The organism is Micromonospora sp. ZG13 (genome assembly GCF_059359355.1).
Map to the genome: position 1 here is coordinate 250,815 of NZ_JCADBQ010000008.1, position 25,665 is coordinate 276,479.

27 protein-coding genes and 1 pseudogene are annotated in these 25,665 nt (G+C 71.3%); 13 read left to right on the forward strand and 15 right to left on the reverse strand.

Annotated features, from left to right (window positions below):
* Positions 1-133: 133 nt before the first annotated feature.
* The 3 genes from AC5L34_RS18975 to AC5L34_RS18985 all read right to left on the reverse strand — a co-directional run bounded on the left by AC5L34_RS18975 (position 134) and on the right by AC5L34_RS18985 (position 3,208).
* Entirely contained in the window at positions 134-592 is a 459-nt protein-coding gene (locus tag AC5L34_RS18975) for a phosphotransferase (protein ID WP_494826186.1), read from the reverse strand.
* Positions 529-1,587, reverse strand: coding sequence for a GNAT family N-acetyltransferase (locus tag AC5L34_RS18980; protein WP_494826188.1), 1,059 nt, complete (start codon positions 1,585-1,587; stop codon positions 529-531). Before AC5L34_RS18980 ends, AC5L34_RS18975 begins: the two co-directional genes overlap by 64 nt.
* Positions 1,588-1,669: 82 nt before the next feature.
* On the reverse strand, positions 1,670-3,208 hold the full coding sequence (locus tag AC5L34_RS18985; RefSeq protein WP_494826190.1) for an MFS transporter: 1,539 nt from the start codon (positions 3,206-3,208) through the stop codon (positions 1,670-1,672).
* Between the two features lie 115 nt (positions 3,209-3,323).
* Between AC5L34_RS18985 and AC5L34_RS18990 the strand changes: the two genes are divergently transcribed.
* Both AC5L34_RS18990 and AC5L34_RS18995 read left to right on the forward strand, forming a co-directional pair.
* Positions 3,324-3,899, forward strand: coding sequence for a TetR/AcrR family transcriptional regulator (locus AC5L34_RS18990; protein WP_441176287.1), 576 nt, complete (start codon positions 3,324-3,326; stop codon positions 3,897-3,899).
* 155 nt (positions 3,900-4,054) lie between these two features.
* Positions 4,055-4,876 (forward strand): formate/nitrite transporter family protein, encoded by an 822-nt coding sequence (locus AC5L34_RS18995; RefSeq protein ID WP_441176286.1) that lies wholly within the window; start codon positions 4,055-4,057, stop codon positions 4,874-4,876.
* Between the two features lie 111 nt (positions 4,877-4,987).
* Here the strand turns inward: AC5L34_RS18995 and katG are convergent, their stop codons facing one another.
* The 3 genes from katG to AC5L34_RS19010 form a co-directional block, all read right to left on the reverse strand.
* Entirely contained in the window at positions 4,988-7,264 is a 2,277-nt protein-coding gene (katG, locus tag AC5L34_RS19000; RefSeq protein WP_441176285.1) for a catalase/peroxidase HPI, read from the reverse strand.
* Positions 7,261-7,716: a Fur family transcriptional regulator gene (locus AC5L34_RS19005; protein ID WP_494826193.1), complete on the reverse strand. Its 456-nt coding sequence runs from the start codon at positions 7,714-7,716 to the stop codon at positions 7,261-7,263. The genes katG and AC5L34_RS19005 overlap by 4 nt, the downstream gene beginning before the upstream one ends.
* Before the next feature lie 127 nt (positions 7,717-7,843).
* Entirely contained in the window at positions 7,844-8,263 is a 420-nt protein-coding gene (locus tag AC5L34_RS19010) for an ATP-binding protein (protein WP_441176282.1), read from the reverse strand.
* A 189-nt stretch (positions 8,264-8,452) separates the two neighbouring features.
* On the opposite strand from AC5L34_RS19010, the gene AC5L34_RS19015 reads away from it, so the two are divergent.
* The gene (locus AC5L34_RS19015) at positions 8,453-8,854 is read left to right on the forward strand and encodes an STAS domain-containing protein (RefSeq protein WP_494826195.1); all 402 of its coding nucleotides are present in this window, start codon (positions 8,453-8,455) and stop codon (positions 8,852-8,854) included.
* On the opposite strand, the gene AC5L34_RS19020 is transcribed toward AC5L34_RS19015, so the two are convergent.
* Both AC5L34_RS19020 and AC5L34_RS19025 read right to left on the reverse strand, forming a co-directional pair.
* Positions 8,855-10,111 (reverse strand): PP2C family protein-serine/threonine phosphatase, encoded by a 1,257-nt coding sequence (locus tag AC5L34_RS19020; protein ID WP_441176280.1) that lies wholly within the window; start codon positions 10,109-10,111, stop codon positions 8,855-8,857.
* Positions 10,112-10,281: 170 nt separating this feature from the next.
* Positions 10,282-10,749 (reverse strand): SRPBCC family protein, encoded by a 468-nt coding sequence (locus tag AC5L34_RS19025; RefSeq protein ID WP_441176279.1) that lies wholly within the window; start codon positions 10,747-10,749, stop codon positions 10,282-10,284.
* A gap of 167 nt (positions 10,750-10,916) precedes the next feature.
* Here AC5L34_RS19025 and AC5L34_RS19030 point away from each other — a divergent pair, with 167 nt between their 5' ends.
* Both AC5L34_RS19030 and surE read left to right on the forward strand, forming a co-directional pair.
* On the forward strand, positions 10,917-11,867 hold the full coding sequence (locus AC5L34_RS19030; RefSeq protein ID WP_441176278.1) for a PfkB family carbohydrate kinase: 951 nt from the start codon (positions 10,917-10,919) through the stop codon (positions 11,865-11,867).
* A complete protein-coding gene (gene surE / locus AC5L34_RS19035) occupies positions 11,857-12,708 on the forward strand; it encodes a 5'/3'-nucleotidase SurE (protein WP_494826198.1) in 852 nt (283 codons plus the stop codon). Before AC5L34_RS19030 ends, surE begins: the two co-directional genes overlap by 11 nt.
* Before the next feature lie 61 nt (positions 12,709-12,769).
* On the opposite strand, the gene AC5L34_RS19040 is transcribed toward surE, so the two are convergent.
* The 4 genes from AC5L34_RS19040 to AC5L34_RS19055 all read right to left on the reverse strand — a co-directional run bounded on the left by AC5L34_RS19040 (position 12,770) and on the right by AC5L34_RS19055 (position 15,626).
* Complete coding sequence (locus tag AC5L34_RS19040; RefSeq protein WP_441176276.1) at positions 12,770-13,006, reverse strand: hypothetical protein; 237 nt, start codon at positions 13,004-13,006, stop codon at positions 12,770-12,772.
* A 196-nt stretch (positions 13,007-13,202) separates the two neighbouring features.
* The gene (locus AC5L34_RS19045) at positions 13,203-13,880 is read right to left on the reverse strand and encodes a DUF1028 domain-containing protein (protein ID WP_441176275.1); all 678 of its coding nucleotides are present in this window, start codon (positions 13,878-13,880) and stop codon (positions 13,203-13,205) included.
* A gap of 62 nt (positions 13,881-13,942) precedes the next feature.
* A complete protein-coding gene (locus AC5L34_RS19050) occupies positions 13,943-14,440 on the reverse strand; it encodes a DinB family protein (protein ID WP_441176274.1) in 498 nt (165 codons plus the stop codon).
* A gap of 43 nt (positions 14,441-14,483) precedes the next feature.
* Positions 14,484-15,626 carry a serine hydrolase domain-containing protein gene (locus AC5L34_RS19055; protein ID WP_441176273.1) on the reverse strand — a complete coding sequence of 381 codons (1,143 nt, stop codon included), beginning with the start codon at positions 15,624-15,626 and terminating at the stop codon, positions 14,484-14,486.
* 329 nt (positions 15,627-15,955) lie between these two features.
* On the opposite strand from AC5L34_RS19055, the gene AC5L34_RS19060 reads away from it, so the two are divergent.
* The 7 genes and pseudogenes from AC5L34_RS19060 to AC5L34_RS19090 all read left to right on the forward strand — a co-directional run bounded on the left by AC5L34_RS19060 (position 15,956) and on the right by AC5L34_RS19090 (position 21,818).
* Positions 15,956-16,831, forward strand: a complete 876-nt coding sequence (locus AC5L34_RS19060) for an alpha/beta fold hydrolase (protein ID WP_441176272.1) — start codon at positions 15,956-15,958, stop codon at positions 16,829-16,831.
* A gap of 98 nt (positions 16,832-16,929) precedes the next feature.
* Positions 16,930-17,292: a metalloregulator ArsR/SmtB family transcription factor gene (locus AC5L34_RS19065; RefSeq protein WP_441176271.1), complete on the forward strand. Its 363-nt coding sequence runs from the start codon at positions 16,930-16,932 to the stop codon at positions 17,290-17,292.
* On the forward strand, positions 17,289-17,768 hold the full coding sequence (locus tag AC5L34_RS19070) for an SRPBCC family protein (RefSeq protein ID WP_441176270.1): 480 nt from the start codon (positions 17,289-17,291) through the stop codon (positions 17,766-17,768). The genes AC5L34_RS19065 and AC5L34_RS19070 overlap by 4 nt, the downstream gene beginning before the upstream one ends.
* A 45-nt stretch (positions 17,769-17,813) precedes the next feature.
* The gene (locus AC5L34_RS19075) at positions 17,814-18,350 is read left to right on the forward strand and encodes an RBBP9/YdeN family alpha/beta hydrolase (RefSeq protein ID WP_441176269.1); all 537 of its coding nucleotides are present in this window, start codon (positions 17,814-17,816) and stop codon (positions 18,348-18,350) included.
* A 51-nt stretch (positions 18,351-18,401) separates the two neighbouring features.
* A pseudogene (locus tag AC5L34_RS19080) lies at positions 18,402-18,677 on the forward strand (transcriptional regulator); the annotation flags it as partial.
* Between the two features lie 143 nt (positions 18,678-18,820).
* Positions 18,821-19,698 (forward strand): IS5 family transposase gene (locus AC5L34_RS19085; protein ID WP_441178266.1). Its coding sequence is split into 2 segments (ribosomal slippage): positions 18,821-19,214 and positions 19,214-19,698, totalling 879 coding nucleotides; the frame shifts between segments, so codons are not numbered across the junction.
* 164 nt (positions 19,699-19,862) lie between these two features.
* Positions 19,863-21,818, forward strand: a complete 1,956-nt coding sequence (locus AC5L34_RS19090; RefSeq protein ID WP_441178094.1) for a serine/threonine protein kinase — start codon at positions 19,863-19,865, stop codon at positions 21,816-21,818.
* Positions 21,819-21,828: 10 nt separating this feature from the next.
* Here the strand turns inward: AC5L34_RS19090 and AC5L34_RS19095 are convergent, their stop codons facing one another.
* The 3 genes from AC5L34_RS19095 to AC5L34_RS19105 form a co-directional block, all read right to left on the reverse strand.
* Positions 21,829-22,638 (reverse strand): hypothetical protein, encoded by an 810-nt coding sequence (locus tag AC5L34_RS19095; RefSeq protein WP_441178093.1) that lies wholly within the window; start codon positions 22,636-22,638, stop codon positions 21,829-21,831.
* Positions 22,639-22,891: 253 nt separating this feature from the next.
* Positions 22,892-23,464: a GNAT family N-acetyltransferase gene (locus tag AC5L34_RS19100; protein WP_441178092.1), complete on the reverse strand. Its 573-nt coding sequence runs from the start codon at positions 23,462-23,464 to the stop codon at positions 22,892-22,894.
* A 129-nt stretch (positions 23,465-23,593) separates the two neighbouring features.
* Positions 23,594-24,556: a DUF817 domain-containing protein gene (locus AC5L34_RS19105; protein WP_494826204.1), complete on the reverse strand. Its 963-nt coding sequence runs from the start codon at positions 24,554-24,556 to the stop codon at positions 23,594-23,596.
* Between the two features lie 186 nt (positions 24,557-24,742).
* On the opposite strand from AC5L34_RS19105, the gene AC5L34_RS19110 reads away from it, so the two are divergent.
* Positions 24,743-25,057, forward strand: coding sequence for a hypothetical protein (locus tag AC5L34_RS19110; RefSeq protein ID WP_441178090.1), 315 nt, complete (start codon positions 24,743-24,745; stop codon positions 25,055-25,057).
* Positions 25,058-25,665: the final 608 nt, after the last annotated feature.

A 25,665-nucleotide genomic window follows, 5' to 3' on the forward strand; every position in this document is an offset into this window, starting at 1 on the left:
CGTCTGTTGTGGATCATGATCGCACGACACGGCCTCCGGCGGTGCCCCTGCCCGTGCCACGGCCGGCGGACGTCACCGCCCGCCGAGGCCGAGGCCACCCGTCCGACGACCGTCCTGTCGTACGCGGCAAGCGTCAACCGGCGTCGCGCCACCAGGGGCGGTCGACGACGAGTTCCTCGAGGTCACGGACGTTCTCGGCGACCATCCGCGCGGAGGTGTCCGGGCGTTGCAGCGCGACCCGGAGGTCCGAGGCGAGATAGCTCGCCTCACGCACCTCGCACTCCTGGCGCAGGGTCGTCGGGGGCGTCTCCGTCGCGCCGGCGACGACGTCGAGGACGGCCTCCCGGTGCGGGCCGCTGAACCGGATCAGGAAGAACCAGTCGTCCATCGGCTCACCGAGACGCGCCCACTCGAAGTCCAGCAGCGCCGTGACGCGCCGGTCGCGGGCCAGCCAGTTACCCCAGTGGCAGTCCGCGTGCACCGGCACGTCCGCGCGCGCCCGCGACGGCGCGTCCTGCGCCATCGCCGTCACACCGTCGAGCACCCGGCGGGCGACGATGCCGTCCCGGTCCAGGGCGGCGAGCTTCTCCACCTCGGCGAGAAGGGCGTCGCGGCTGACGAACCCGCCATGGTCCAGCGTCTCCCCCAGCGTCCGCCGGGCGTCGGCCCCGGGCGTCCAGCCGTGCAACCGGTGCAGCCGCTGGACGGCGTCCTCCGCCAACCGGCGCGCGGTCGCCTCGTCCACACCGGGTAAGCCCTGCCCGGGGTCACCCCCGGCACGCGGGTGTAGCAGGCGTAGCGGACCTCGCCGGTCGCCAGCTCGTGCAGCCCGCTGTCGAGCAGCGGCGCGGTGATGCCGGCGGGCAGGTGGGGCGCGAGGGCGATCTCCCGCTTCAGTCGCGAGTGGCCCGCGGTGCCGATGATCTTCACGACGACGTCGGCGCCGAGGTAGACGTGGTGCGAGAGGCTGTCGGCCGTGGTCATCGGGCCGGGGTCGCGACCCAGGGCCGCGGCGGCGATCGCGTGGGCGACGTCCTGGGCCTGCCTCAGGTCGGTCGCCGGCGGTGGCGGGGTCGTGTCGCCCACGTCCTGGCGGGAGTCGTCCCAGTCGAGTCGGTAGCGCTGTTCGAGGCGACCGCTGCGCGGGTGCGGGACGGCCTCGCCGTGGGGCAGCCAGCCGGCGGCCTCGTACAGGCTCACCGCCCGCGGGTTGTCGACGTAGACGCCCAGCTCGGCACGGGCGAAACCCGCCGCCGCGAGGTGGGCGGGGGCGGCCCGCAGCAGCTGCCGGCCGACGCCCCGACCCCAGGCGGCGGGTTCCACGCCGAGGTACCGGATCTCGGCGGTCGAGCCGTCCGCCGGCACGGGCTCGACCGCCGCGAAACCGACGACCCGACCGGCGTCGAGGGCCACCAGCAGGAGCGAGCGGGGTGTGCCGTCGAGCACCGCCTGGATCAGGGGGCGGGCGAGGCGGAGCGGCGCGACCTCGGTGTCGCCGTCGCGGGCCGCGGTCGCCTCCGCCCAGATCCGGGCGGCCTCGTCGATGTGCCGTTCATGGGAGGTCGGCCGTACCCGCACGTCGCGCATCGACACAGTCTGTCGATGCGGCGTCCCGGTGGCGACCCGGTTTGTCGCGCCGCTCCGCGCGACGCCAGCCCCACGCGGCGCGCTACGGCCGGCGGGGCGACGGCACGAGCTTCCAGGCGATCACGCCGGCCGCGACCAGCAGGACGGCGGCGATGAGGGAGGTCGTCTGCATGGCGTGGACGAAGGCTTCCCGGGCGGCGGCCAGGATCTGGGCGCCCTGCTGCCCGTCACCGGCCAGGGCCCGGCCCGCGGTGGCCAGCGACTCGTGCACCGCGTCGCGGCTCGGCCCGGACAGCGTCGACAGGTCGGGCAGGGCCGAGCGGTAGAGGACGGTGTGCAGGGTGCCGAGCAGCGCGATGCCCAGGGCGACGCCCAGTTCGTACGCCATCTCGGAGATGGCCGAGGCGGAGCCCGCCCGGTCCTTCGGCACCGCGCCGAGCACGGCGTCGGTGGCGGCGGTGAAGGCGAGGCCGACGCCCAGGCCGATGACGACCAGGCCCAGCGCCAGCGGCGCGTAGCTGGCGTAGCCCTCGCCGACCGTCAGCACGGCCATGCCGGCGCCCGCCGTCAGCAGCGCGACGGCGAGGGCGCGTCCCACGCCCAGGCGGGCGAGGACGGCGGCGGCGATGGCGACGACCGCGATGGACGCCAGCGTCAGCGGCAGCTCACGCAGGCCCGCCTCCAGCGGCGAGTAGCCGCGGACGAGTTGCAGGTACTGGGAGAAGAAGAAGAGCAGGCCGCTGAAGGCGAAGATGGCGATCAGGCTGGCGACGACCGTACCGGTGAAGACCGGGCGGGCGAAGAGCGAGACGTCCACGAGCGGCGCCGACAGGCGGCGCTGGCGGCGCACGAACAGCACCCCGCCGACGAGGCCGGCCACGGCCGCGCCGACACCGACCGGGTCGACGCCGGCCTTGGCGGTGTGCTTGACGGCCCAGACCAGCGCGACGATCGCCGCCACGGACAGCAGGGCGCTGACCAGGTCGAAGCGCCCGGGGCGCGGATCGCGCGACTCGGGCACCAGTGCGGCGACGCCGATCAGCACCAGCAGCATGATCGGGACGTTGATCACGAAGACGGAGCCCCACCAGTAGTGCTCCAGCAGCGCTCCGCCGACCAGGGGGCCGAGTGCCGCGCCGCCGGAGGCCCCGGCCGACCAGACGGCGATGGCGCGGGTGCGTTGACGCGCGTCCGTGAAGATGTTGCGGACGATCGACAGCGTCGAGGGCATGAGCGTCGCGCCGGCCACGCCGAGCAGGACCCGGGCGGCGATCAGCCAGCCGGCGCTGGGGGCGAAGGCCGCCAGCAGCGACGCGGCGCCGAAGCCGGCGACGCCGATCAGCAACAGCCGCCTGCGTCCGATGCGATCGGCCAGGGTGCCCATGCTGATCAGCAGGCCGGCCAGCGCGAAGGAGTAGGCGTCGCCGATCCAGAGCAGCTGGGTGGCGGTGGGCTGCAACTCCGCGACCAGCGCGGGCACGGCCAACGCCAGCACGGTGCCGTCGACGGCCAGCAGCGTGACGGCCAGGGTCAACGCGGCCAGGGCTGCCCACTGCCGTACTCCGGCGCGTCCGCCGGCGGTCGCGCCGGTGGGCTCGGAGGCCAGGTCCGCGTTGCTCATGCCGCCACGCTACGGACCAAATGGTCGGCTGTGCAAGCCGATTGGTCGGCTAGGGTGGTGATGCGCCCGACACCTCCACGGCGCTTCGGAAGGCGCCAGAGCGAAAGGACACGGCATGCCGGCTCGCGAGCGCGACACCGCCAGGACCCGCCGGGTGGTGCTGGACGCCGCCGCCCGCGCCGTCGTCGTACACGGCGCCGGCGTCAGCCTGGATCTCATCGCCCGCACGGCCGGGGTCTCCAAGGGCGGCTTGCTGCACCACTTCCGCAGCCGCGAACAGCTCCTGTTGGAGCTGGCCCGCGACCTGGCGGAGCAGTTCACCGCCGCCGTGCACGCCGCCGTCGACCCCCGCGACCATGCCCGGGGCCGGCTGGTGCGCGGCTACGTCCGAGCGACCCTCGACGGGCTGGGCGACGGGTCGACCGTGCCGGAGCACGTCATCCTGGCCGCCTCGCTGGCCGGCGTACCGGGCGTGGCCGAACTCCTCCAGGAGGACAACCGGCGCTGGAACGAGGCCCTGGAGGCCGACGGCCTCGACCCGGACCGCGCGCGGCTGATCACCCTGGCCGCGGACGGCGCCGCCGTCGCCGGCCTCTACGGCGGCGGTACGGACCCGGACGAGGCGAGGCGCCTGCGGGAACTGCTCATCCGGCTGTCGACCGACGAGGGCCCCCTCGTCGGCCCGGCCTGAGTGGACGCCGAAGCCGCCTTCGGCCGCCCGACGCGTCAGGGCCGGGATCTCCCGGCCGCCCGGCGGCGAGTGGCCGGGCGGCCCTCAGCCCGGCCCTGCCGGGCGTGACCCGCCCCGACAGGAGTAGCCGGTGCGGGAACGGGCAGACGGGGGCGGTGAGCCAGCGTCGCGACGTTCCCGACGGCCGGGCCGGTGCCGCGCGCGCCGACCCCGAGCCCGAGGTGGCGCAGGCGTTCGACCGGCTGGTCGAGGAGGGCGACGTCCGGCTCGCCCGGCCCTGGCCGGCGCTGATCGTCACCGGCCTGCTCGGCGGGATCGACGTGGGCACCGGGGTGCTGGCGTACCTGCTGGTCCTGGACGCCACCGGGCAGAAGCTGCTCGCGGGGCTCGCGTTCGGCATCGGGTTCGTGGCCCTGCTGCTGGCCCGCAGCGAGCTGTTCACCGAGAACTTCCTGGTGCCGGTGACGGCCGTGGCCGCCCGCCGGAACTCACTCGCCGCCCTGGGCCGACTCTGGGCCGTCACGCTGGCCGGCAACCTGCTGGGCGGCTGGCTGGTGGCGTGGTTGATCACCCGTGCGTTGCCCGGGCTGCGGGAGACCGCCACCTCGTCCGGCACCCACTTCGCCGCGCTGGGCGTGAACCTGCACTCGTTCACCCTGGCGGTGCTCGCCGGTCTGGTGATCACCCTGATGACCCGGATGCAGCACTCCACCGAGAGCCTCGGCGTACGGCTGGTGCCGGCGCTGCTCTTCGGCGCGCTGCTCGCCGGCGGGGAACTCTTCCACAGCGTGCTCGACTCGATCCTGATGTTCGCCGCGCTCACCGCCGGCCGGGCACCGTTCGGCTACCTGGACTGGCTCGGCGCCCTCGGCTGGTCGGTGCTGGGCAACATCGTCGGCGGGGTGGGCCTGGTGGCCTTCCTCCGCATGGCCCGGGTGCCGCAAGAACTCGCCCGGGAACGCGCCCGCAACCGCTGACAGTAGGCACCGCATGCCGGCGGGACGCGGGGAGAACGTGCGGAACCGCCCGGAACGCGGGCGAGCCCCGGTCGATTGTGCGATCGACCGGGGCTCGTCACGTGGCACGGGTCAGGCGAGGTCGAACCGGTCGAGTTCCATGACCTTCGTCCAGGCCGCCACGAAGTCGGCGACGAACTTCTCGCGCGCGTCCTGGCTGGCGTAGACCTCCGCGAGGGCCCGCAGCTGGGAGTTGGAGCCGAAGACGAGGTCGACCGCGGTGGCGGTCCACTTCACCTCGTCGGTGGCCAGGTCCCGGATCTCGTAGACGTGCTCGTCGGACTGCGACGCCTTCCACCGCGTGCCCGGGGAGAGCAGGTTGGCGAAGAAGTCGTTGGTGAGCACGCCGGGCTTGTCGGTGAGGACGCCGTGGCGGCTGCCGCCGACGTTGGCCCCGAGCGAGCGCAGGCCGCCGACGAGGACGGTCATCTCCGGCGCGGTCAGGTTGAGCATGTACGCCCGGTCGAGCAGCAGCACCTCCGGCTGGGTCTTCTCGCCCGCCCGCAGGTAGTTGCGGAACCCGTCGGCGCGCGGTTCGAGGACCCGGAAGGACTCGACGTCGGTCTGCTCAAGGCTGGCGTCGGTGCGGCCCGGGTGGAACGGCACGGTGACGTCGACGCCGGCGTCGCGCGCCGCCTTCTCGACGGCCGCGGAGCCGGCCAGCACGATCAGGTCCGCGAGCGAGATCTTCGCCCCGCCACTGGCGTTGAACTCCCGCCGGATGCCCTCCAGGGCCTCCAGGACCGTCGCGAGCTGCTCGGGCTGGTTGACCTCCCAGCTGCGCTGCGGCTCCAGGCGGATCCGCGCGCCGTTGGCGCCACCGCGCTTGTCCGTGGAGCGGAAGCTGGCGGCCGAGGCCCAGGCGGTGGAGACGAGCTGGGCGGTCGTCAGGCCGGACTCCAGGACCTTCGCCTTGAGGGCGGCGACGTCGGCGTCACCGACCAGCTCGTGGTCGACGGCCGGCACCGGGTCCTGCCACAGCTGGGGCTCCGGCACCCACGGCCCGAGGAAGCGGCTGACCGGACCCATGTCGCGGTGCAGCAGCTTGTACCAGGCCTTGGCGAACGCCAGCGCGAACTCGTCGGGGTGCTCCAGGAAACGGCGCGAGATCTTCTCGTACGCCGGGTCGACGCGCAGCGACAGGTCGGTCGTGAGCATCGTCGGCTTGTGCTTCTTCGACGGGTCGTGGGCGTCCGGGATGATCGCCTCGGCGTCCTTGGCGACCCACTGCTTCGCGCCGCCGGGGCTCGTGGTCAGCTCCCACTCGTAGCCGAAGAGGATCTCGAAGAACCGGTTGCTCCACTGCGTCGGCACGTCGGTCCACGTCACCTCGAGACCGCTGGTGATCGTGTCCGCGCCCTTGCCGCTGCCGTAGGTGCTCAGCCAGCCCAGGCCCTGCGCCTCCAGCGGGGCGCCCTCGGGTTCGGGGCCCACGTGGTCGTCGGCGACGCCGGCGCCGTGGGTCTTGCCGAAGGTGTGGCCACCGGCGATGAGGGCGACGGTCTCCTCGTCGTTCATGGCCATCCGGGCGAAGGTCTCGCGGATGAAGTGGGCCGCCGCGAGCGGGTCGGCGTTGCCGTTCGGGCCCTCCGGGTTGACGTAGATCAGACCCATCTCGGTCGCCCCGACCTCCGGCGCCATCTCCTTCTCGGAGACGTAGCGCTCGTCGCCGAGCCAGGTGTCCTCCGGGCCCCAGAAGATCTCCTCGGGCTCCCAGACGTCCTCCCGGCCGAAGGCGAAGCCGAAGGTCTTGAAGCCCATCGACTCCAGGGCGACGTTGCCGGCGAGCACGAGCAGGTCGGCCCACGAGATCTTCTGGCCGTACTTCTGCTTCACCGGCCACAGCAGTCGGCGGGCCTTGTCGAGGTTGGCGTTGTCCGGCCAGCTGTTGAGCGGGGCGAACCGCTGCCCGCCGTCGCCGGCGCCGCCGCGGCCGTCGTGGATGCGGTAGGTGCCCGCCGCGTGCCAGCTCATCCGGATCATCAGGCCGCCGTAGTGGCCGAAGTCGGCCGGCCACCAGTCCTGCGAGGTGGTGAGGACCTCGACGATGTCCCGCTTGAGCGCCTCGACGTCGAGCTTGGCGAACTCCTTGGCGTAGCTGAAGTCCTCCCCCAGCGGGCTGGCCTTGGACGAGTGGGCGTGCAGCACCGACAGGTCGATCTGGTTGGGCCACCAGTCCCGGTTGGTACGCGGACGACCGCCGGTCTTCGGCGTCGGCGAGTCGATCGCCGGGTTCTCGCTCTCGCTGCCGTGCGCGGTCACGGAGTCGTGCGCGACCGGGCAGCCGGCCGCCTCCTTCTTGTCCACGCCCTGTGCGCTGGAGGGAGCGTTGTCCTGCATGTCGCTCATCTACTTCCTTCCGAACTGGCGGACCACTGGGAGGTGCGTTCGGCCGCACACCCGGGGCAGGTGCCCCAGAAGACGACCTCCGCCTCGTCGACCGTGAAGCCGTGGTCGTCGGAGGCGGTGAGACAGGGGGTACGGCCGACAGCGCAGTCGACGTCGGCGATCGCGCCGCAGGAACGGCACACGACATGGTGGTGGTTGTCGCCCACCCGGCACTCGTAGCGGGCGGTCGCCCCGGCGGGCTGGATGCGCCGCACGAGGCCGGCGTCGGTGAGCGCGCGCAACACGTCGTAGATCGCCTGGTGGGACACCGTGGGCTGGGTCACCCGTACCAGCGCGATCACCGTGTCGGTGTCGACGTGCGGATGGTCGCGCAGCGCTGCGAGCACCGCCAGTCGAGGCCGGGTCACGCGCAGCGAGACCGCCCGCAGCTGAGCCTCGAAGTCGGACGCCACGCGATGAATATAGTCGACTCTTCTGGAATGAATCAGGTTTTGCTTCGGCCGAATCCGCACGGTAACCGAGCGGTTCCGGGTGGTCGCCGAGCCGGGTGGTCGCCGAGGACGCGGCCCGGCGGACGTGTCAGCGGGCCGGCGCCCGTACGCCGGTGAGGTGTTTGGTGATGCGCAGCAGCACCCGGTCCGGTGGCCCGGGAACGAAGTCCGCCCCGTCGGCGAGTGCGGCGATCAGGGGCAGTCCACGGCCACCGACGGTCAGCGGGGCGGGGAGTTCGGCACCGAGTCCGACGCCGTCGGGGGTGCTGCCGCGGTTGCCGACCTCGAGCCGGCAGACATCGTCGTCGATCGTGATGGTGACGTCGACGGCGCTGTCCGATTCGGCGTGCAGCACCGCGTTGGCGCAGGCCTCGGTGATCAGCACGGCGAGGTAGCCACGGACCTCCTCGTCGGCGTCGGTGAGGCTCAGCAGGGTGGTGAGCACGTGCCGGGCGCGGGTCACCGAGGATGGTTGACGCGGCAGTGACAGCGTCATGGCAATGCGCATCGCGCAGTTCCTCCTCGGCCCGTGGGTGACCGCGCCGGATTACTGTGCCACACGCTGAGGCGGGACGCTCCGGTTGTGATCACCCCTACCCTGCGCTACCGGGGGGAAACCGCCGGGACCACGCGCTCGGCGGGCGGGGCACCGTGCCGGGGCGTAGCCGGCCCTCGGCGGTTCGTCCGTCGGCGGAATATGGTGAGCGGAGATCATTCGGCGTGGGAGGTCGTTGTGGGTGTGCAGTTGACGGTCCGGCCGGGGCGGGGTTGCACCGTGCTCGAGGTGCGCGGCGAGCTGGACATGGCGACGTCCCCGCAGCTGCGCGAGGGCCTGCGACGGCTGGTCGACGGCGGCGACCGCCAGGTGGTGGTGGATCTGGCCGAGGTCGGGTTCATGGACTCCAGCGCGCTCGGCGCACTCGTGGTGAACTTCAAGGCCCTGCGGGAGGTCGGCGGCCGGTTGTGCCTCGCTGCGGTGCAGCCAGCCGTGCGCAGCGTCCTGACGGTCACGTCCGTGGATCGCGCCATCCAGGTCTACGACACGGTGCAGGCCGCCGAGGCCGCCGTGCCGCCCACGGACGACACGGCGGCCCGGTAGTCAGTCCGGCAGCGCGGCGCTGGCGCGCGCCTGGTCGGCGCCGGCGCGGGTGTTCCGCTCCTCGCCGTGCCCGTCGTGCCAGTCGAGGACGAACAGGGTGGCGTCATCGGCCAGCGTCGGTCCGCTGACTTCGAGCACGGCATCGGCCAGCGCCCGGGCGGCCTCGCGCGGGTGCAGGTCGGTGATCGACCGCAACATGGCCGCCAGGTCCAGGTCGGCCGCGTTGCGCTCCCGCATGCCGTCGGTTATGACGACCAGGCGGTCGCCCGCCCGCAGCGTGACCTCGCCGGCCTGGTATTCGACGCCCTCGAACATGCCCAGCGGGAAGTTGGCCGGCAGCGACAGCGGGCGAGCGTCTCCGGCGCGTACCAGCAGCGGCGGCACGTGCCCGGCGTTGAGCAGCGCGCACACCCCGGTACGCAGGTCGAGGCGGCCGAGGACCGCGGTGACGAAACTGCCGGGCACGGCGGCGTGCCCCGCCACGTCGGCGTTGGCGGCGTCGGCCTGCTCCACCAGGCCGACCCCCCGGCGACGGCTGTTGCGCAGGCTGCCCACCCCCAGGGTCGCCGTCAGCGCGCTCGCCACCCCGTGGCCCATCGCGTCGGTGACGCTGAAGTGCAGCACGTCCCGGGCGAGGCTGTAGTCGAAGGTGTCCCCGCCGATGCTGGCGGCGGGTTCGAGCCAGCCGGACAGGGTGAACGCGCTGCCCTCGCACGTGAACGACCCGGGCAGCAGACGACGCTGGATCTCCCCGGACAGGGTGAACGGGGTCGTGCGCTGCCCCCACTCGAAGAGATCGGTGTGCCGCCGGTTGGCGATCACCACGAACGCCAACACGTGCGCCGCGCGGGCGATCTCCGCCAACCCCCGCGGCCCGGGCTCGTCCGGCAGGACCATCTCGAGCAGGCCGATCGCCTCACCACGGTCGGTCACCGGCGCCAGCACCGTCCACCCGTCCGGCTGCGCGACGACCCGCACCTCCTGGGTGCGGAGCGCCTGCTCGACGGGGCCACCGTCGAAGGGCAGCACCGTGGCGACCTCGGCGTCGTGCCGGCGTCCCGCACCGGCGTCGTCGAATGGCATGTGGGCCAACCGGACCAGCGCGCGGCCGCTGAGGTCCGCGATCAGGAACGCGACGGTACGGGCCCCCAGCGCCGCGCCGAGTTCCCGGGTGACCGCCCCGACCGCGTCGACCGGCGAGGCGTTCTCCGCCGCTTCCAGCATGTTGATCACGTAGTGCCCCCGGTCGCTTCCCACTGCCCGAGCCTACGAGACCGATCGGCCGACGCCGAGCACGAGGATCGTCACAGCGGGCATCGCCAGCCCGGACCGGGTCCCGATCCCGTGCCCGCGGAGGGGCCTGGACCCACGGGTCCGCCCCTCGACTGGAGATCCGTCCCGCGCCGGTGGCGGCACGGCCGCCCGGCTCAGTCGGCCGCCTCGACGTACGCCGCCAGGTTGGCCAGCGAGGAGGCGATCCCGGTTTCGTGGTCCGCCTGGTCGATGCCGGGCGGCACGTCCGTGGCGGTGACGGTCACCCCCGTCCCCGCACCGGCGGCGGCGAGGTGCCACGTCATCGTCATGGTGCCGGCGTACGAGGGGTCGTCTGCCTCGAAGACGGCCCGCTGCACCACGCGCTCCGGCGGCACCAGGGCGGCGAACCCGACCTCGACGACATCCGTTCCGGCTGACGTCTTGCCGGGACTGTCGGCGGCGTCGAGGTAGGTGAGGACCATCCGGAAGCCGCCGCCTGGCCGGGGGTCCCACCGCTCGATGCGCCCGCGCATGCCGGCCGGGGGCAGCCACGCCTCCAGCGCCTCCCGGTCGAGCAGGGCGCCGTAGACGGTCACCGGTGGCGCCGCGATCAGCCGGCTGGCGCGGTCGGTCCTTCCCATGACCCGATCCTAGGACCGCACACCGACATCCCGTTCGTCTCCGTGGAGCGGCCCCGTCACCCGCCAGGACGGAGTCGTGGGCCCGTTCCCGACACGGGCGGCGCCCGGGACCCACCTGACCCGCAGAAGGCGTGCATGGCCGGGCCGCCGAGGGGCAGTAGGTGGCGATGGATGAACAGGTGATGGTGTTCGCGCCCGCGCCGCTCTTGACCGTGACCATCGAGCAGCAGGCCGACGCCGTCGAGCTGCACCTGCACCCCGGCGGGCAGGGGGTGTGGCAGACCCGCATGATCGCGGCCCTCGGCACGCCGGTCACGCTGTGCGTGGCCGTCGGCGGCGAGGTCGGCGACGCGCTGCGCAAGCTGCTCGTCGACGAGGACGTGACGGTACGCGTGGTGAACCGGCAGTCGGGGACGGGCTGGTACGTGCACGACCGGCGCGACGGCTCGCGGGCGGAGATCGCCGAGGACCCGGGTGCGCCGATGGTCCGCCACGACATCGACGAGCTGTACACGGTGACGCTGACCGAGGGACTGCGCGCGCCGGTGAGCGTCCTCAGCGGCCCGGCCGACCCGGACGTGGTCGACCCGGACATCTACCGGCGCCTGGCCGCCGACCTGAGCGCCAACGGCGGCACCGTCGTGGCGGACCTCTCCGGCCCTCACCTGGCGGCGGTGCTGGAGGGCGGGGTCGCCGTGCTCAAGGTCAGCCACGAGGAGCTGATGGACGACGGCTACGCGGACGACGACAGCGTCGAGTCCCTGCGCGACGCCGGCCGGCGCCTGCAACAGCGGGGCGCGAAATCGGTGCTGATCAGCCGGGCCGGGGAGCCGGCTCTGGCCCTGCTCGACGACGGTACGGCGCTACAGGTGCACGCCCCGCCGTTGGAGCTGGCCGACCACCGGGGCGCCGGTGACTCGATGACCGCCGGCGTCGCCGCGGTGCTCGCCCGTGGCGGCGACCTGCGGGAGGCCATCCGCATCGGCGCCGCGGCCGGGGCGCTCAACGTCACCCGGCACGGACTGGGCACCGGCCGGGCGGAGGCCGTACGGGAACTCGCCGGGCGGGTGCGGCTGACGTCGCTGGAGGACGCGTCGGGGGGCTCCGATGACGGGTGACCGGCCGGCGCGTGTCCTGGTGACCAACGACGACGGCGTGCTCGCCCCCGGCATCCGCTGGCTCGCCCGCGCCGCGTACCAACGCGGCCTCGACGTGGTGGTCGCCGCGCCGCAGTCCGAGGCGAGCGGGATGAGCGCGGCCCTGTCCGCGGTCACCGACGACGGGCGGGTGATGTTCACGCGCACGGAGCTGACCGGGCTGCCCGAGGTGCCGGCGTACGGCGTGGCGGCCTCGCCCGGCTACATCGCCATCCTGGCCGGGCTCGGTGTGTTCGGGCCGCCTCCACAGCTGGTGCTCTCGGGCATCAACCGGGGCGCGAACGCGGGACACGCGATCCTGCACTCGGGCACCGTGGGCGCGGCGTTGACCGCCGGCAACGGCGGCGCCCGGGCGTTGGCCGTGTCGCTGGACGTGCTGTCGCCGGCGACGGCGAGCGCGGGCAGCGCGGGCGCGGCGATCGACGTGCTGGACACCGTCGACGACGAGGCCCGCCACTGGTCCACCGCCGCCGGGCTGGCCGGGGACCTGCTGCCCTGGCTGATCGACGCGGACCCCGGCACGGTGCTGAACCTCAACGTGCCCGACCTGCCGGCCGGGCAGGTCGCTGGGCTGCGCCAGGCCACCCTCGCCCCGTTCGGGCAGGTGCAGGTCGCCATCGTCGAGAGCGGCCACGACTACGTCCGTACGGCCATCGAGGGGAACGGCGCCCGCCACGTCCCCGGCACCGACCTGGCCTGGCTGGCCGACGGCTACGCCGCCGTCACCGCCGTGCGGGCCCTGGGCGACCTGCCCGACGTGCGGATACCGACGGCGCAGGCCGGCGGCCCGGTCGTCGGCTGATCCGTCCCGGCAGCGCCCCGCCCCGCCGGTGGCCGGCGGGGCGGGGCCATGTCTCGTCGGGTCAGACTCCGCCGGTGGCGCGGTCGCGGTCGGCCTCGGCGTCGGCCGCGCCGGTCGGGACGCCGTCGCTGTCGCGGCTGGCCCCGGACAGGTCCACGTCGGCCCCGGCGCGGGCGGCGTCGGCGGCCACGTCGTCCGCGCCGACGATCTCTCCGCCGGAGGTGGCGCCGTCGCTGTCGTCCTCGGTCAACCTGCCGGCGGCCGCCAACCCGACCGGTACGTACCTGGGATCGGTCATCTCGTCCTCCTCGGGATCCGGCTTCCTTCCTCATCGCTACCCCGAGGCGTCGCCGACACACCGCCGCCCGGCCATCAGGTCGGCTGCGCGGTCACCGGCTCGCGTTCCCCGGCCGGTGACCGCGTGGCGCGCGATCATGTGCCCCGACCGAGCCTGCCCCTGCGTCGTCCCGAGTCGGCGCCCGCGCACGTTGTCGCTACCCGAGTTCCTGCCGCGCGGCCTCGCCCATGGGGTCGTCGCGGGTGGGCAACTGCTGGATCATCGGCAGCACCTGATCCTGGAAGAGGCAGTGCAGCCGCCGCAGTTCCCGCGCCGGATGGTCGGCGTCGTCGACCCGCACGTCCCACAGTGGGTACGGCTGGTCGCTGATCACCGTCACGGTCGCGGATCGTGCGCCGTGCCGGTCGCCGCCGGCCTCCTCGCCCGCCTCGATGGCCAGCACGAGCCGCTCCGCCAGGTCCAGTTCCCGGCTGTCCTCGAACACCCGGACGATCTCCGCAAGGGTCGCCGGGCCCACCAGGCGGTTGCCCTGCGCCGCGTAACCCGGCCCGGTGTGGTGCCCCGCCCACTCCCGCGCACGGGAGCCGGTGAAGGCGTACGAGCGCCCCTGACGGTCGACCATGCCGACCTGCCGCACCTCCCGACCCGGGTCGCGGGCCAGCAGTTCGGTCAGGACGTCCTGCGGCGAGCGGCCCTCGGCGAGCAGCGGCAGGCCGTCGTACGCCAGGAAGGGGTTGTGGGTGGCCTGGGTCGCCACCGCGCCACCGGAGCAGTTGACGTGTGCGACGAGCTTGCCGACCGCGGGGCCGGCGGTCAGGGCGCCCACCCCGAGCTGGCCGGTACGCGGACACCGCGCCGCGATCGAAAAGGTCATGATCGGCAGTTACCCGGCCGGACGCCCGCCATGCGGGAGCGTCGTCAGCGGACGTCGGCGCGCTACTCGTTGCTGAGCTGCTCGCGAAGGATGTCGGCGTGCCCGCAGTGCTGGGCGAGCTCGCGCAGCACGTGGAGATACACCCAGCGCAGCGGAAGCGGGCCCCGCCGGTGCCCGTGGAGGATGTCGTCCAGGCCCAGGGACGACGTCGCACGGCGTGATGCCGCGCAGGCTTCGCGGTGCGCGTGCCGGACGCTGGCGATCGTGTCGTCGTCATCGAGGATGAACGAATCCTCCGACCTCGCCGGGATACCGATCTCCGCGCGCGAGCGGCCCGTGACGGCTTCGTCGAACCAGACCTTCTCCACGAAGGTCGCGTGCTTCACGAGACCGAGCAGTGTGGTCCGGGAGGCCACCAACGAGCGACGCGCCTGTTCCTCGGTCAGCCCGTCCAGGCAGCCGTTGAGCGCGCCACGGTGCTCGTCGAGGAACGCCTCGAACTGGGCGCGGGCCGGTTGCGCGACGACCCGGTCGTCGAAGGTGGGCGGGTAGGAAGGCATGGGCAGAGCATCCCAGACCGTGACCCGGTCTCCGCCCCTGCGGTCAGTCGTCGATCGCCTGGTAGACGGCGGTCCAGAGGTCGAGCCACATCGGCAACCGCTGGTCGCCGGCGTGCGCCCGCTGCATCATGAAGATCGCCGACAGATCCTCGGCGGGATCGTTGTACCAGGCGGTGCCGTAGAAGCCGGGCCACCCGTAGGCGCCGACCGATGGGCCGAGGTGCGTGCGGCGGGTGCGCACCGACATCCCGAGACCCCAGCCGATGCTGTCGAAGTATCCGGGCCAGAAACCGGAGACCGCCTTCTGCGCCGGCGTCAGGTGGTCGGTGGTCATCAGGGTCACCGACGGCCGCGAGAGCACCCGTTCGCCGCGACGGGTGCCGCCCGCGAGCAGGGCCGAGGCGAACGCGAGAAAGTCGTCTGCGGTCGAGACGAGCCCGCCGCCGCCCGACTCGAACGCCGGCGGCCGACTCCACCGCCCGTCGGGGGTGTCTTCGACGACCGGCTCGCCCGTGTCGGCGTTGTCGCGTTCGTACGCCGTCGCCAGCCGGCCGATGTCCTCGGCGCGCACGCTGAAGGCGGTGTCCTTCATTCCGAGCGGACCGCAGATCCGCTCGCGCAGGGCGTCCCCGAAGGACATGCCGGTGGCCCGGGCGATGAGCACGCCCGTCACCTTGGCGGCGGTGTCGTACATCCAGCGCTCACCCGGCTGGTGGATGAGTGGAAGCGCGCCGAGCCGGCGGATCCACTCGTCCGGCGGCGGCTCGCCGAGGGTGTCCAGTGCGTCGGCGATCGGAACCGTTCCCGGCTCGGCAGGGACCATGCCGGTGCCGAGGGTGCCGGCCAGCAGGTCCCGCAGCGTCATCGCGCGCTTCGCCGCGACGGTGTCCTCCAGCGGCCCGTGCGGGTCGGTGAGCACGGTCATGTCCGCCAGTTCCGGGAGGAGGTCGTCGACCGGGTCGTCGAGGCGGAGGGTGCAGTCCTCGACGAGCGTCATCGCACACGCGGCGACGATCGGCTTCGTCATCGAGCCCAGGCGACAGATCGTGTCGCCCGCCATCGGCGTTGTCGACCCCGCGCCCTCGAACGCGAGATCGCCCGTCGTCTCGATGTGCACCTCGCCGTGGCGGGCGAGGACAGCCACCACACCCGGGACGAAGCCGGAGGCGACGAGACGCTCGATCAACTCTCGGACCCGAACCAGCCGTTTCGGCGAGAAACCACCAGTCGTCACCTGTTGCCCCCTCACCCCGGCGATCCGCACGTTACCTGCTGCGCGGCGACCGCACGGCCCCTGACACCGTCCGGCAGATCCGGACAGGAATGTCGAGGTCACCGGACGACGTCGCTCCGGCTCCGGCACGATGGGCTGGTGACAGCGGTACGCGCCGGGCGGCCCGCGTACGTCTGATCCTCACCGTCGTCGGATCGCGGCGGTGACCACCGGCACCGCCCACCGATCCCGCCGCCGGTACCGACGGCCGACCTCGCCAGGCAGGCCAGGAGGAGGACGCGATGCAGGCCATCCGGAAGGTCCGCCATCGACGGGCCGACGTCGACAGGCTGGAGGTGTTCTTCCGCGAGGCCGGGCGCCCCGACCAGCCGGCGGTACTGCTGCTGCACGGCTTCCCCAGCTCGTCGCACACGTTCCGCGAGGTCATGCCCACACTCGCCGACGTCGCGCACGTTATCGCGCCGGACCTGCCCGGCTTCGGGATGTCCTCGTCGCCGACCGTCGACACCTACGACTACACGTTCGAGAACCTCTCCCGGACGATCGGGAACCTTCTCGACCAGCTCGGGATCGAGCGGTTCTTCGTCTACCTGCACGACTTCGGCGCGCCGGTGGGATACCACCTGGCCACCCGCGCCCCGACCCGCATCCGCGGCCTCATCGTCCAGAGTGGCAACGCGCACGACGACGGCCTCGGCGGGCAGTGGGACAGCGCCAGGGCCTACTGGGCCGACCCGACCGACGCCACGCGCGCCGAGCTGCCGGACTGGTTGACCTTCGAAGGCACCCGCGAGCAGTACCTGGCCGGGCTGCCCGAGCGCCTGCGCACCCTGCACGCTCCCGAGTCGTGGCACCTCGACTGGGAGCGCATGAGCCGACCCGGCAACGTCGACGCGCAGTTCGCGCTGTTCACCGACTACGCCAACCACGTCGCCCGCTTCGACGAACTCGCCGCATACCACCGCGCCCACCAGCCGCCAGCGCTCGTGCTCTGGGGACGACACGACGCCTACTTCGACGTCGACGAGGTCCTCGCCTACCACCGCGTCCTCGAACGCATGGACGCGCACATCTACGACGGCGGCCACCTGCTGTTGGAGACGCACGCGGCGGAGTGCGCGCAGCTCATGAGAGCGTTCGTGCTCGACAACACGTGAGCCGTTGGCGCACCGGTTCACGGGCTGCCGTCGGGAGCTGGGGCCAGGCCGGCGGATCAGCGTTGCGGAACGTGTAACAACCTGGTTACCCTTCCGGCGTGGACGAGGTGGCGGCCGCGATCGCCGATCCGGTGCGGCGGGAGATCCTGCTGATGCTGCGCGACGGGCCGCTCTCGGCCGGCCAGATCGCCGACCGGTTCGTGATCAGCCGGCCGGCCGTCAGCCGTCACCTGCGCGTGTTACGCGAGGCCGGCCTGGTCCGCGACACGGCCGACGGACGCAGGCGGGTCTACACACTGGTCACCGCGCCGCTCGACGAGCTGGCCGGGTGGCTGGGACGGCTGATGCGCCCGTCCGGCTGGCAGCACCGCCTCGACGCGCTGGAGACCGAGGTCTACCGCACCCGCCGCGAGCGGCAGACGGCCGCCGGGCGGCACCCATCCCAGAAGGAGACCGCATGAGCCCGACACCCACCGGCCGACTGATCGGCGACGACCTCGTGCTGACCCGCACGTTCCGCGCTCCCGTGGCTGACGTCTGGGCCAGCCTCACCGATCCGGCACGCACGGCACGCTGGTTCGGCCCGTGGCAGGGCGACGCCGCGCCGGGACGCACGATCAAGGTCCAGATGGCGTACGAGGAGGGCACGCCCTGGATGGACATGACCATCGACGCGTGCGAACCGCCGCGCCGGCTGGCGGTCTCCGCAGTGGACGAGCACGGCAGCTGGCACCTGGACATGACGCTGGTCGAGAGCGCGGGCGTGACCGAGCTTCGGTTCACACAGCACCTGACCGGCACGGAGGGCGTCGGCGAGGTCGGACCGGGCTGGGAGTACTACCTGGACGCCTTGGCAGCCTCGCGCGACGGCCAGCCGGCACCGGACTTCGACGACTACTACCCCGCCATGAAGGAGCACTTCGAAGCGCAGCGGTAGCGGGATCAAGCGGTGTGACCAGGACGTCGGTGTGAAGGGAGCACGGTGGGGCGCAGAGCGATCATCTTCCACGGGACCGGCGGCAACCCGGACATGTGCTGGTATCCCTGGCTGGCAGGGCGGCTCGCGGCCCGGGGGTACGCCGTCGAGGTGCCGCACCACCCGGGCATCAACGTCGAGCCGATAGCCACGTTCCTGCCGAAGGTGCTGGACGCGCACCGCTTCACCGAGGACACGGTCCTCGTGGGCCATTCCGGCGGCGCGGCCCTCCTGCTCGCGCTCCTGGAACACCTGGACGTGACCGTCGCCCAGGCGATCCTGGTCGCCGGCTACTGCACCCCGCCCAACACCGAGAAGGAGCCGGTCCTCCAGCAGGGCTACGACTGGGCCGCGATCCGGTCGCACGTGCGGGACATCTACTTCATCAACTCCCGCGAGGATCCGTACGGCTGCGACGACCGACAGGGGCGAGCCATGTTCGAGCGGCTCGGCGGCACCCAGATCGTGCGCGACGACGGGCACTTCGGCGACTACAACCAGCCGTACGAACGGTTCGATCTGCTCGACCGGCTCATCCACTGACGCGCCGCACTGTTCATCCCGGTTCTGCTGGCACGGTTGCCCTGCTTCGATGTGCTCGCCGACCGTGCCACAGCCGGACGGGATCCGAACGTGCTGCTACACCGCCAAGCCTGTTTCCTTGCCGGCATGGACCCCACCAGGGCAGCGGCAGGATGGCTCACCCGGACCACCGCCCGAGCCCGCCGAACCACCTTTCCCTCCTGGCCACCGCTGTGGCCCGACGCCCGCTCGACCGTCGCGTCCCTCACCAACCAGGGCGACCCGGAACCGTTGCGGGACTTCATCGCTCGCGCACACCCCGACGACGCCTGCGATCGAGCAGCCCTAGGGCCTGTGTCGAAGTCGGCGGTGGTGCCTGAGCTGGCGTGACCGCTCGGCGTGTCGAAGATCGAAAATGGGTGAGGTCTCCGGTAGATGGTTCAGCGACCAAGCAGAACCTGAAAACCGGAGACCTCGTGGACACCCTAGCGGTGACGAGGCGGTTCGACCTGACCGACGTGCAGTGGGCGGTGCTGGAGCCGTTGCTGCCGACGCCGAAGCGGCCGGGTCGACCGTCGTCATGGACCAGGCGGCAGTTGATCGACGGGATCCGGTGGCGGATCCGGGTGGGCGCCCCGTGGCGGGACGTGCCACCGCAGTACGGGTCCTGGTCGGCGGTGTACGCCCTGTTCCGCAGGTGGCAACGCAACGGGACCTGGCAGCAGGTGCTCACCGCACTGCAGGCCCTCGCCGATGCGGCCGGGCGGATCACCTGGGACGTCAGTGTGGACTCCACGAGCGCTCGGGCCCATCAGCATGCGGCCGGAGCGCGGAAAAGGGGGATCTGCAGGTCGAACCGCCTGGCGGGGTCAGCGTCGAGCCGGCAGACCACGCGCTCGGCCGGTCCCGCGGCGGGTTGACCACCAAGCTGCACCTGGGCTGCGAGCAGGGACAGAAACCCCTGGCCATCGTGCTGACCGCCGGGCAGCGAGGCGACAGTCCGCAGTTCGTCCCGGTCCTCGCCTCCATCCGTGTTCCCCGCGTGAGCACCGGCCGCCCGAGGACCCGCCCGGACCGAGTCCTGGCCGACAAGGCGTACACGTCGAAGGCGAACCGGGCCTACCTGCGCCGGCGGGGCATCGCCGCGACCATCCCGAGCAAGGCCGACCAGGACGCCCACCGGCGGGCCAAGGGGTCCAAGGGCGGCCGGCCACCGGCCTTCGACCCGCACATCTACCAGCAACGTCACGCCGTGGAGTGCGGGATCAACCGCCTCAAGCGCAATCGGGCCGTGGCCACCCGGTTCGACAAACTCGCTGTGCGCTACGAAGCCATCATCCACCTCGCGGCCATCAACGAGTGGCTGTGACCGACTTCGACACAGGCCCTAGGTCTATCCGGCCCGACGACGAAGGAGCACCACCGTGTGCCTGGCCCGCGAGGACCCACCGATGGGGCATCGTCTCAGGCCCCGCGATCTGCGATGATTGGTGCCGCGCATCGCCCGGTGCCCCTTTTCGCAGGAGCGAGGCTTTGAGTTCCGACGATGCTACGGTCCCGACAGCGGCGTCCGGCAATCGCAGGGACTACGCGCTCGATCCGCGGCCGATCGCCCGTGGCGGGCAGGCCACGGTCTTCGCCGCCACGCACAAGCGGAGCGGCCGCCGGGTGGCGTTCAAGCGGGTGAATATTCGGCACGTGGACATGATCGCGCGCATGAAGCGGGAAATCGAGGCGGCAACGATTTTCGGCGATCATCCCAATGTCATGCCGGTGCTCGACCACGATTCGGCCTTCGAATGGTTCGTCATGCCACTCGCGGAGGCTACCGCGCTCACCCTGGCCAAGGACCTGGCCGAGACCGGGGCACTGCGTGACCTGATAAGTGCCATCTGCCAGGCGCTGCGCCTGCCGCACGAACAGGGCTGGATACATCGGGACCTCAAGCCGGACAATCTGCTGCGGCTCGACGGGCGCTGGGTCGTTGCCGACTGGGGTCTGGGGCGGCGTCCGCGGGGGCAGACGACCGACGCGCGCCGCACGCGGATGGGCACCGCGTTCGGCACCGAGGGTTTCGCCGCACCCGAGCTCGCCGTAGACGCCCACGCCGCCGGTCCGCCGGCCGACATCTACAGCATCGGGCAGATCATCGGTTGGGCGCTGACCGGTGTTCCGCCGCATGCCAACATCCCCCTGTTGCCTGATGGCGGTCCTTGGCGGGCCATCGTCAAGGCGGCGACCCTGCATGACGTCGATCGTCGCATCGGCAGCGTTGACGATCTGCTCGCGATGATCGCCGACGAGTTGGACAATCCGGAAGTCGTGGTCCACCGTGGCGGCCAGCTACTTGCCAGGGCGCGGACCGGGGATTCCGCAGCGCCGCTGGAACTGTTGAGACTGGCAGCCCAGTCGGACGAGAACTGCCGAATCCTACGGGATGGCGTGCTCGGTCTTCCCGACGAGCAGACGCACGGGGCGATCACCGCCGATCCGGGGGCTGCGGCCGAGGTCGTACGCCTGCTGCGCGTGCCGGTCAGCCGAGATCCCGAGGCTGCGACCAACCCGCCTGACGTGATCCGGTGGTTGCTGGTCGTGGCTCACCAGGCCGAGGAGGGTGAGCACTGGGATCTGCTGGACGAGACGATCGAGAGTCTCCTGCTGCTGAGCGCGCGAGTCGGTGACCGCAGAAGCCTCGCGGAGGTCTCAGAGTGGATGGGCAGCCGCACCGGACAAGCGGCCTCCAGCCTCGCCGTCGCTCTGCGCCGTTGGCCCGCGCATTCGCGGATCCGCGAGGAGCTGTCCGGACGCAGCGACGTGGACTACAGGATCAGACAGAACCTCCGGATCCAGCCGAGCAAGGGTCCCCGACCCACCCGGCAGCGCGGCGTTCTTCGGCGACCGCGAGCCTGGCTCCTGGTCGGTGCGGTGGCTGCCGCACTGGGGATCACCGCTCCGGTCCTGGTGGACCAGCTGAACGGTAACGGATCGCCCGGTGAAAACGGGTCCGCGCCCGAGTCCGGGGAGCCGAAGAATCCCTTCGCTGGCCTGCCGAAGACGCCGGGAGAGCTGGCGTTGTTCGTGATGGACGATTTCGTGGCGCCCTGGGACAGCTATCCGAGCTGGGCGGGTTGCCGTAGTGGTTCAGGCGACACGGTCATCAACGGGAGCTTCCCCTCGCAACCGGGTCCGAAGATTGCCCCGTCCAAGAGCATCTACTGCGACAACGGCGGAAACTTGGCGGTGATGTTCGCCGAGTTCAGGGACAGCAGAGACTTCACCGCTGTCCGTAACCGCTACCTCGCTGCCAAGCCTCCGGCCAACCTGAGGCCGGGTGAGGCCGCTGCTCCCCCAGGCTTGCACGTCTTCGAATGGAGCCAGACAGAACGGGCGGTCGTCTGGACGGATCCGAAGAATCAGCTCATCGGACTCCTGGTCACGGGTAGCAGCGGTACGGACCTCGTCGAGCTCTGGACCAGGTACCAGACCTGATCCGCCGCTCCTAGAGAATCTGATCCATGCGTACGTAGCCGCAGATCAGCTCGTTGCCACGGGCCGCCCTCGCCAGCACCCAGTCCCCTTTCTGCTCCTCGGGTATGTAGGGCGACACCGCGAGCTCACTCACCAACAGGCTGTCGTACTTCTGCGCGGGCTCGACGATCGGCGCGCGGTCGTCGGTATCGACGCGCAACTGGACCACTCCGCCTGGGCGCAGCGGCACGATCAATCTCTTCGGGTCACACGTCGCAAGCGGCCCATACGTCGGCCTGACCCGAACCGGCCATCCATCACGCACACCTGCCACGTACGAGATCGGCACGACGCCACCACCACCGCAGTTGTCCTGGTCGGATTGGAAGAGGAACGCTCGTACCTCGAACCCGCCCGTCACCGCGGTTACCGCCTCGATTGGGCGATCACACCTGGTCGTCGACACAATCGGTTTCTGCAGTTGGAGGGCGGAGCCGTCGCGCCACAGCCAGATGTACCAGGCAACATTCACGGATTGCCCGCCCGATGTGCTCAAACCCACCGCAGCATCTTCGTCGCCGTCTCCATCCGCGTCCGCGAAGCGCGGCGCGTCGAGAAGTTTCCATGAGCCGCCACCGTCCATTGGACTGATGGAGGCGTCGTCGCTCCGCTTGGCGGAACCTTGTTCGAGTTTGATGGTCTCCGCCACCGACGTGTCGAACCACTCGGCGTTGGCGAAGTCGAAATCCCGGATCTCGCGGGATGGTGACGGTGTGGGTGACCCGTCCGGGGAGGAGCAACCCGACATCGCCAACAGCGCCCAGGCCAGCGAGCCAGTCACGAACCGGGGAACAGTCGCAAACACATCGATAGGTTATCGCTCGATCGAGCGGGATCAACCATCCGCTGAGCACTCCGTTTGAAGCAGGACGCTGCACTCATCGTGAGCGAGTTCCCGAAACGGCTCAACCGGGGGACGAGCCAGTTCGGCTGCAAGCGCGCGGATCGCTGCATGGGAGTGCCCGGTGCCGGCCCTCGACGCGGCGAAGCGAAGCACCCGGATGCCGGGCGACGTCGCGAGAGGAAGCGAGGGCTCAGCGGGCGGGGGTCGGCTCGGACGACGGCCGCCACTCCCGCCTGATCAGCCCGTAGACCCACGAGTCAGAGACCTCGCCGTTCACGACGCAGTCTTCCCGCAACGTCCCCTCATGCACGAACCCGAGCTTCTCCAGCACGCGGGCAGATGCCACGTTGCGGGTATCGGTCTCAGCCTGGACGCGATTCAGGTTCAGCGTGTCGAATGCCCACCGCAGCAGAGCGCGTGCGGCCTCCGTCGCGTAGCCCTGGCCCCACGCTGCATCGTCGAAGCAGTAGCCCAGCGATGCGCTGCGGTAGTCCGGGTTCCACGGGTTCAGGCTGCACCAGCCGATGAACGCCCCGTCGGAGACGCGATCCACGGCCAGCCCCGCCCCGGTGCCTCCCTCTGCCATCTGCCGGCAAGCTGTGATGAACCGCTCGGCGCGCACGCGGTCGCTCCACGGCGGCGCGTCCCAGTAGCGCAGCACGTAGGCGTTGCTGTGCAGCGCGAAGAGGTCGTTCGCATCCGCGTCGTCGAAGGGACGCAGTCGAAGGCGAGGGGTGTGCAGCGTGGGGGTGGGCAGCGACACGGGTGTCATGTTCCCTCCTGTGAGCGATGGCCGATCAATCCGACATCCGGTGCCGGCCACTCGCAATGGATTTTCTCGGCAGGGCAGGAGGAACGACGTGCCCGCTCATCGGCTACAGATCCGTGCACATCAACTGGCGGTAGGAGAGCTCTCCGCGCCTCTGACCGAGGCGGCACCCGGCGTCGTTGAGGTCTGACTCTCCGCCGGTTGGGGTGGCTGCTTGTCGTCGGGTGGTTGCGGCGGTGAGATCCAGGTGACCAGCACGACAGAGATGATCATCAAGAGGAACCAGGAGGCCAGCTTTGTCAGCGAGACCGGATGCCAGCCGTCCGTCTGGCTCGGGTAGAGCCAGGCGTTGGACCAGGTGGCGATGTTCTCCGCGAGCCAGATGAAGAAGGCGACGAGGACGAAGGCCAGCAGCAGAGGCATGCGCCACCGTGCCCGGAAGATGCGGAAATGCATGACACAGCGTCCGAACACGAGTGCGACGGCCGCGATGAGCAGCCACCGCAGGTCGTGTAGGTAGTGGTTGGCGAAGAAGTTGAGATAGATCGCGGCAGCCACCGCGGCCGTCCACCAGCGTCTCGGGTAGCGCGTGAAGCGCAGGTTGAAAAGCCGATTCACTCGCACCATGTAGGAGCCGACCGCGGCGTACATGAAGCCGCTGAACAGGGGCACTCCTCCGAGCCTCAGCACGCCGTCGGGCTCGTAGGCCCATGAGCCGATGTGGGTCTTGAACAGTTCCATGAGGGTGCCGACGAGGTGGAACAGGACGATTACTCGTAGCTCGCGCAGCGTCTCCAGGCGTCCGGCGAGCATCGCGACCTGGATGACGACGGCGGCGACGGTGAGGGCATCGTTGCGGGCGAGCACGGCGTCGTCCGGATACCACAGGTGCGCCGCGCAGATGACCGCGAGCATGGCGGCACCGAAGACGCATGCCCATGCCTGTTTGAGTCCGAAGGCCACGAACTCGGTCAGCCACCCAGCCAGCCCGTGACGTGGCAGCCGGGCCAGCGCGGCACGGAGGTGGGCATCGATCGCCCGTTCGGCCGTGGTGAGCGTGGCCGTTGCGGCGGTGTCGTGTCGCATCGCCAGAGGTTAGGCCGCGTCTCATGATTCGACCGGTACGGGCGGGCCGTTGTTGGTCCTGGCACGGCGGGGACAGAACCGTGCCACGGGTAGTGCCGGCCCAGACCGCGCGGTGGCCGGCCTACGGAGCGGCGTTGGGCGATGATGCCAGCTGCATTCGTTCAAGACCATCGATAGAATGGCGCAATGACCGTTCGACGACTGCTACTACACACGATGGCGGCCTGCCTCGCGGCGACCACGCTGACGGCTCTCGTACCGGCCGGGACGGCGCAGGCGGCCTGCACGACGAGCAGCTTCACCGTCGTCTGGGACTACGCGGGCATGTACACCGCCCCCAACGAGTCGACCCTGTACGGCACCCGCCGCTACGGACAGGTCGTTACCGGCCCCACCGGGAACACCGCCAACGGGTGGACAATCACCTACGACTACTGGAACGGCATGGCACTCTGGGCCTACATGAAGGACGCCGCCTTGCAGTACCGCGGCTGCGCCTGAAGCGGAACCGACGGGTGCAGTGACGCCAATCGGCCGGACACCTCGGCGTGTGTCAGTGGGGGCAACAATGCGAAAGCCCGTTACCGGTGGTTCCGGCGACGGGCTCGCTACCTGCAACTATTAACGACGGGCGATACTCAGGTCGAACCAGTGACCTCGTCGGTGCGTACTCTCGGCGAGCGGGCCGGGTCGGGCTCGGTGCGCGGCCAAACGGTCTGCTGAGGCGCGTCTCGGCTCGTTTCGACTGGCACCGCTCTGTACTTCGCTGCTGTAGTGCTGGCATCAGACGAGGCGCTGGATGCGGACCTTGGGTTGCTCGTTCCTGAGGTGTCCCTGCTTGTGCTGGCGGACCTGCTCGTCCCAGACCTCCTGGTCGTAGTCGGGGCCGGGTGGGATCCACTTGTGGATCGCTGTATCCCGCTCCCCTGCGGGCGGACGGACTCACCGGCACAGGGACGGGCAGATGACCGACGACCACGACGCCACCGGAGCAATAGCTTCATCTTCGAAGCCGGCGTCCTCAAACGCGCTGGGGTCTGCTGCACCGATAGGTGACAGTTCCAGTCACGCGGCCTGACTGGCCGGTGGGGTCATGATTGTCTCGAACT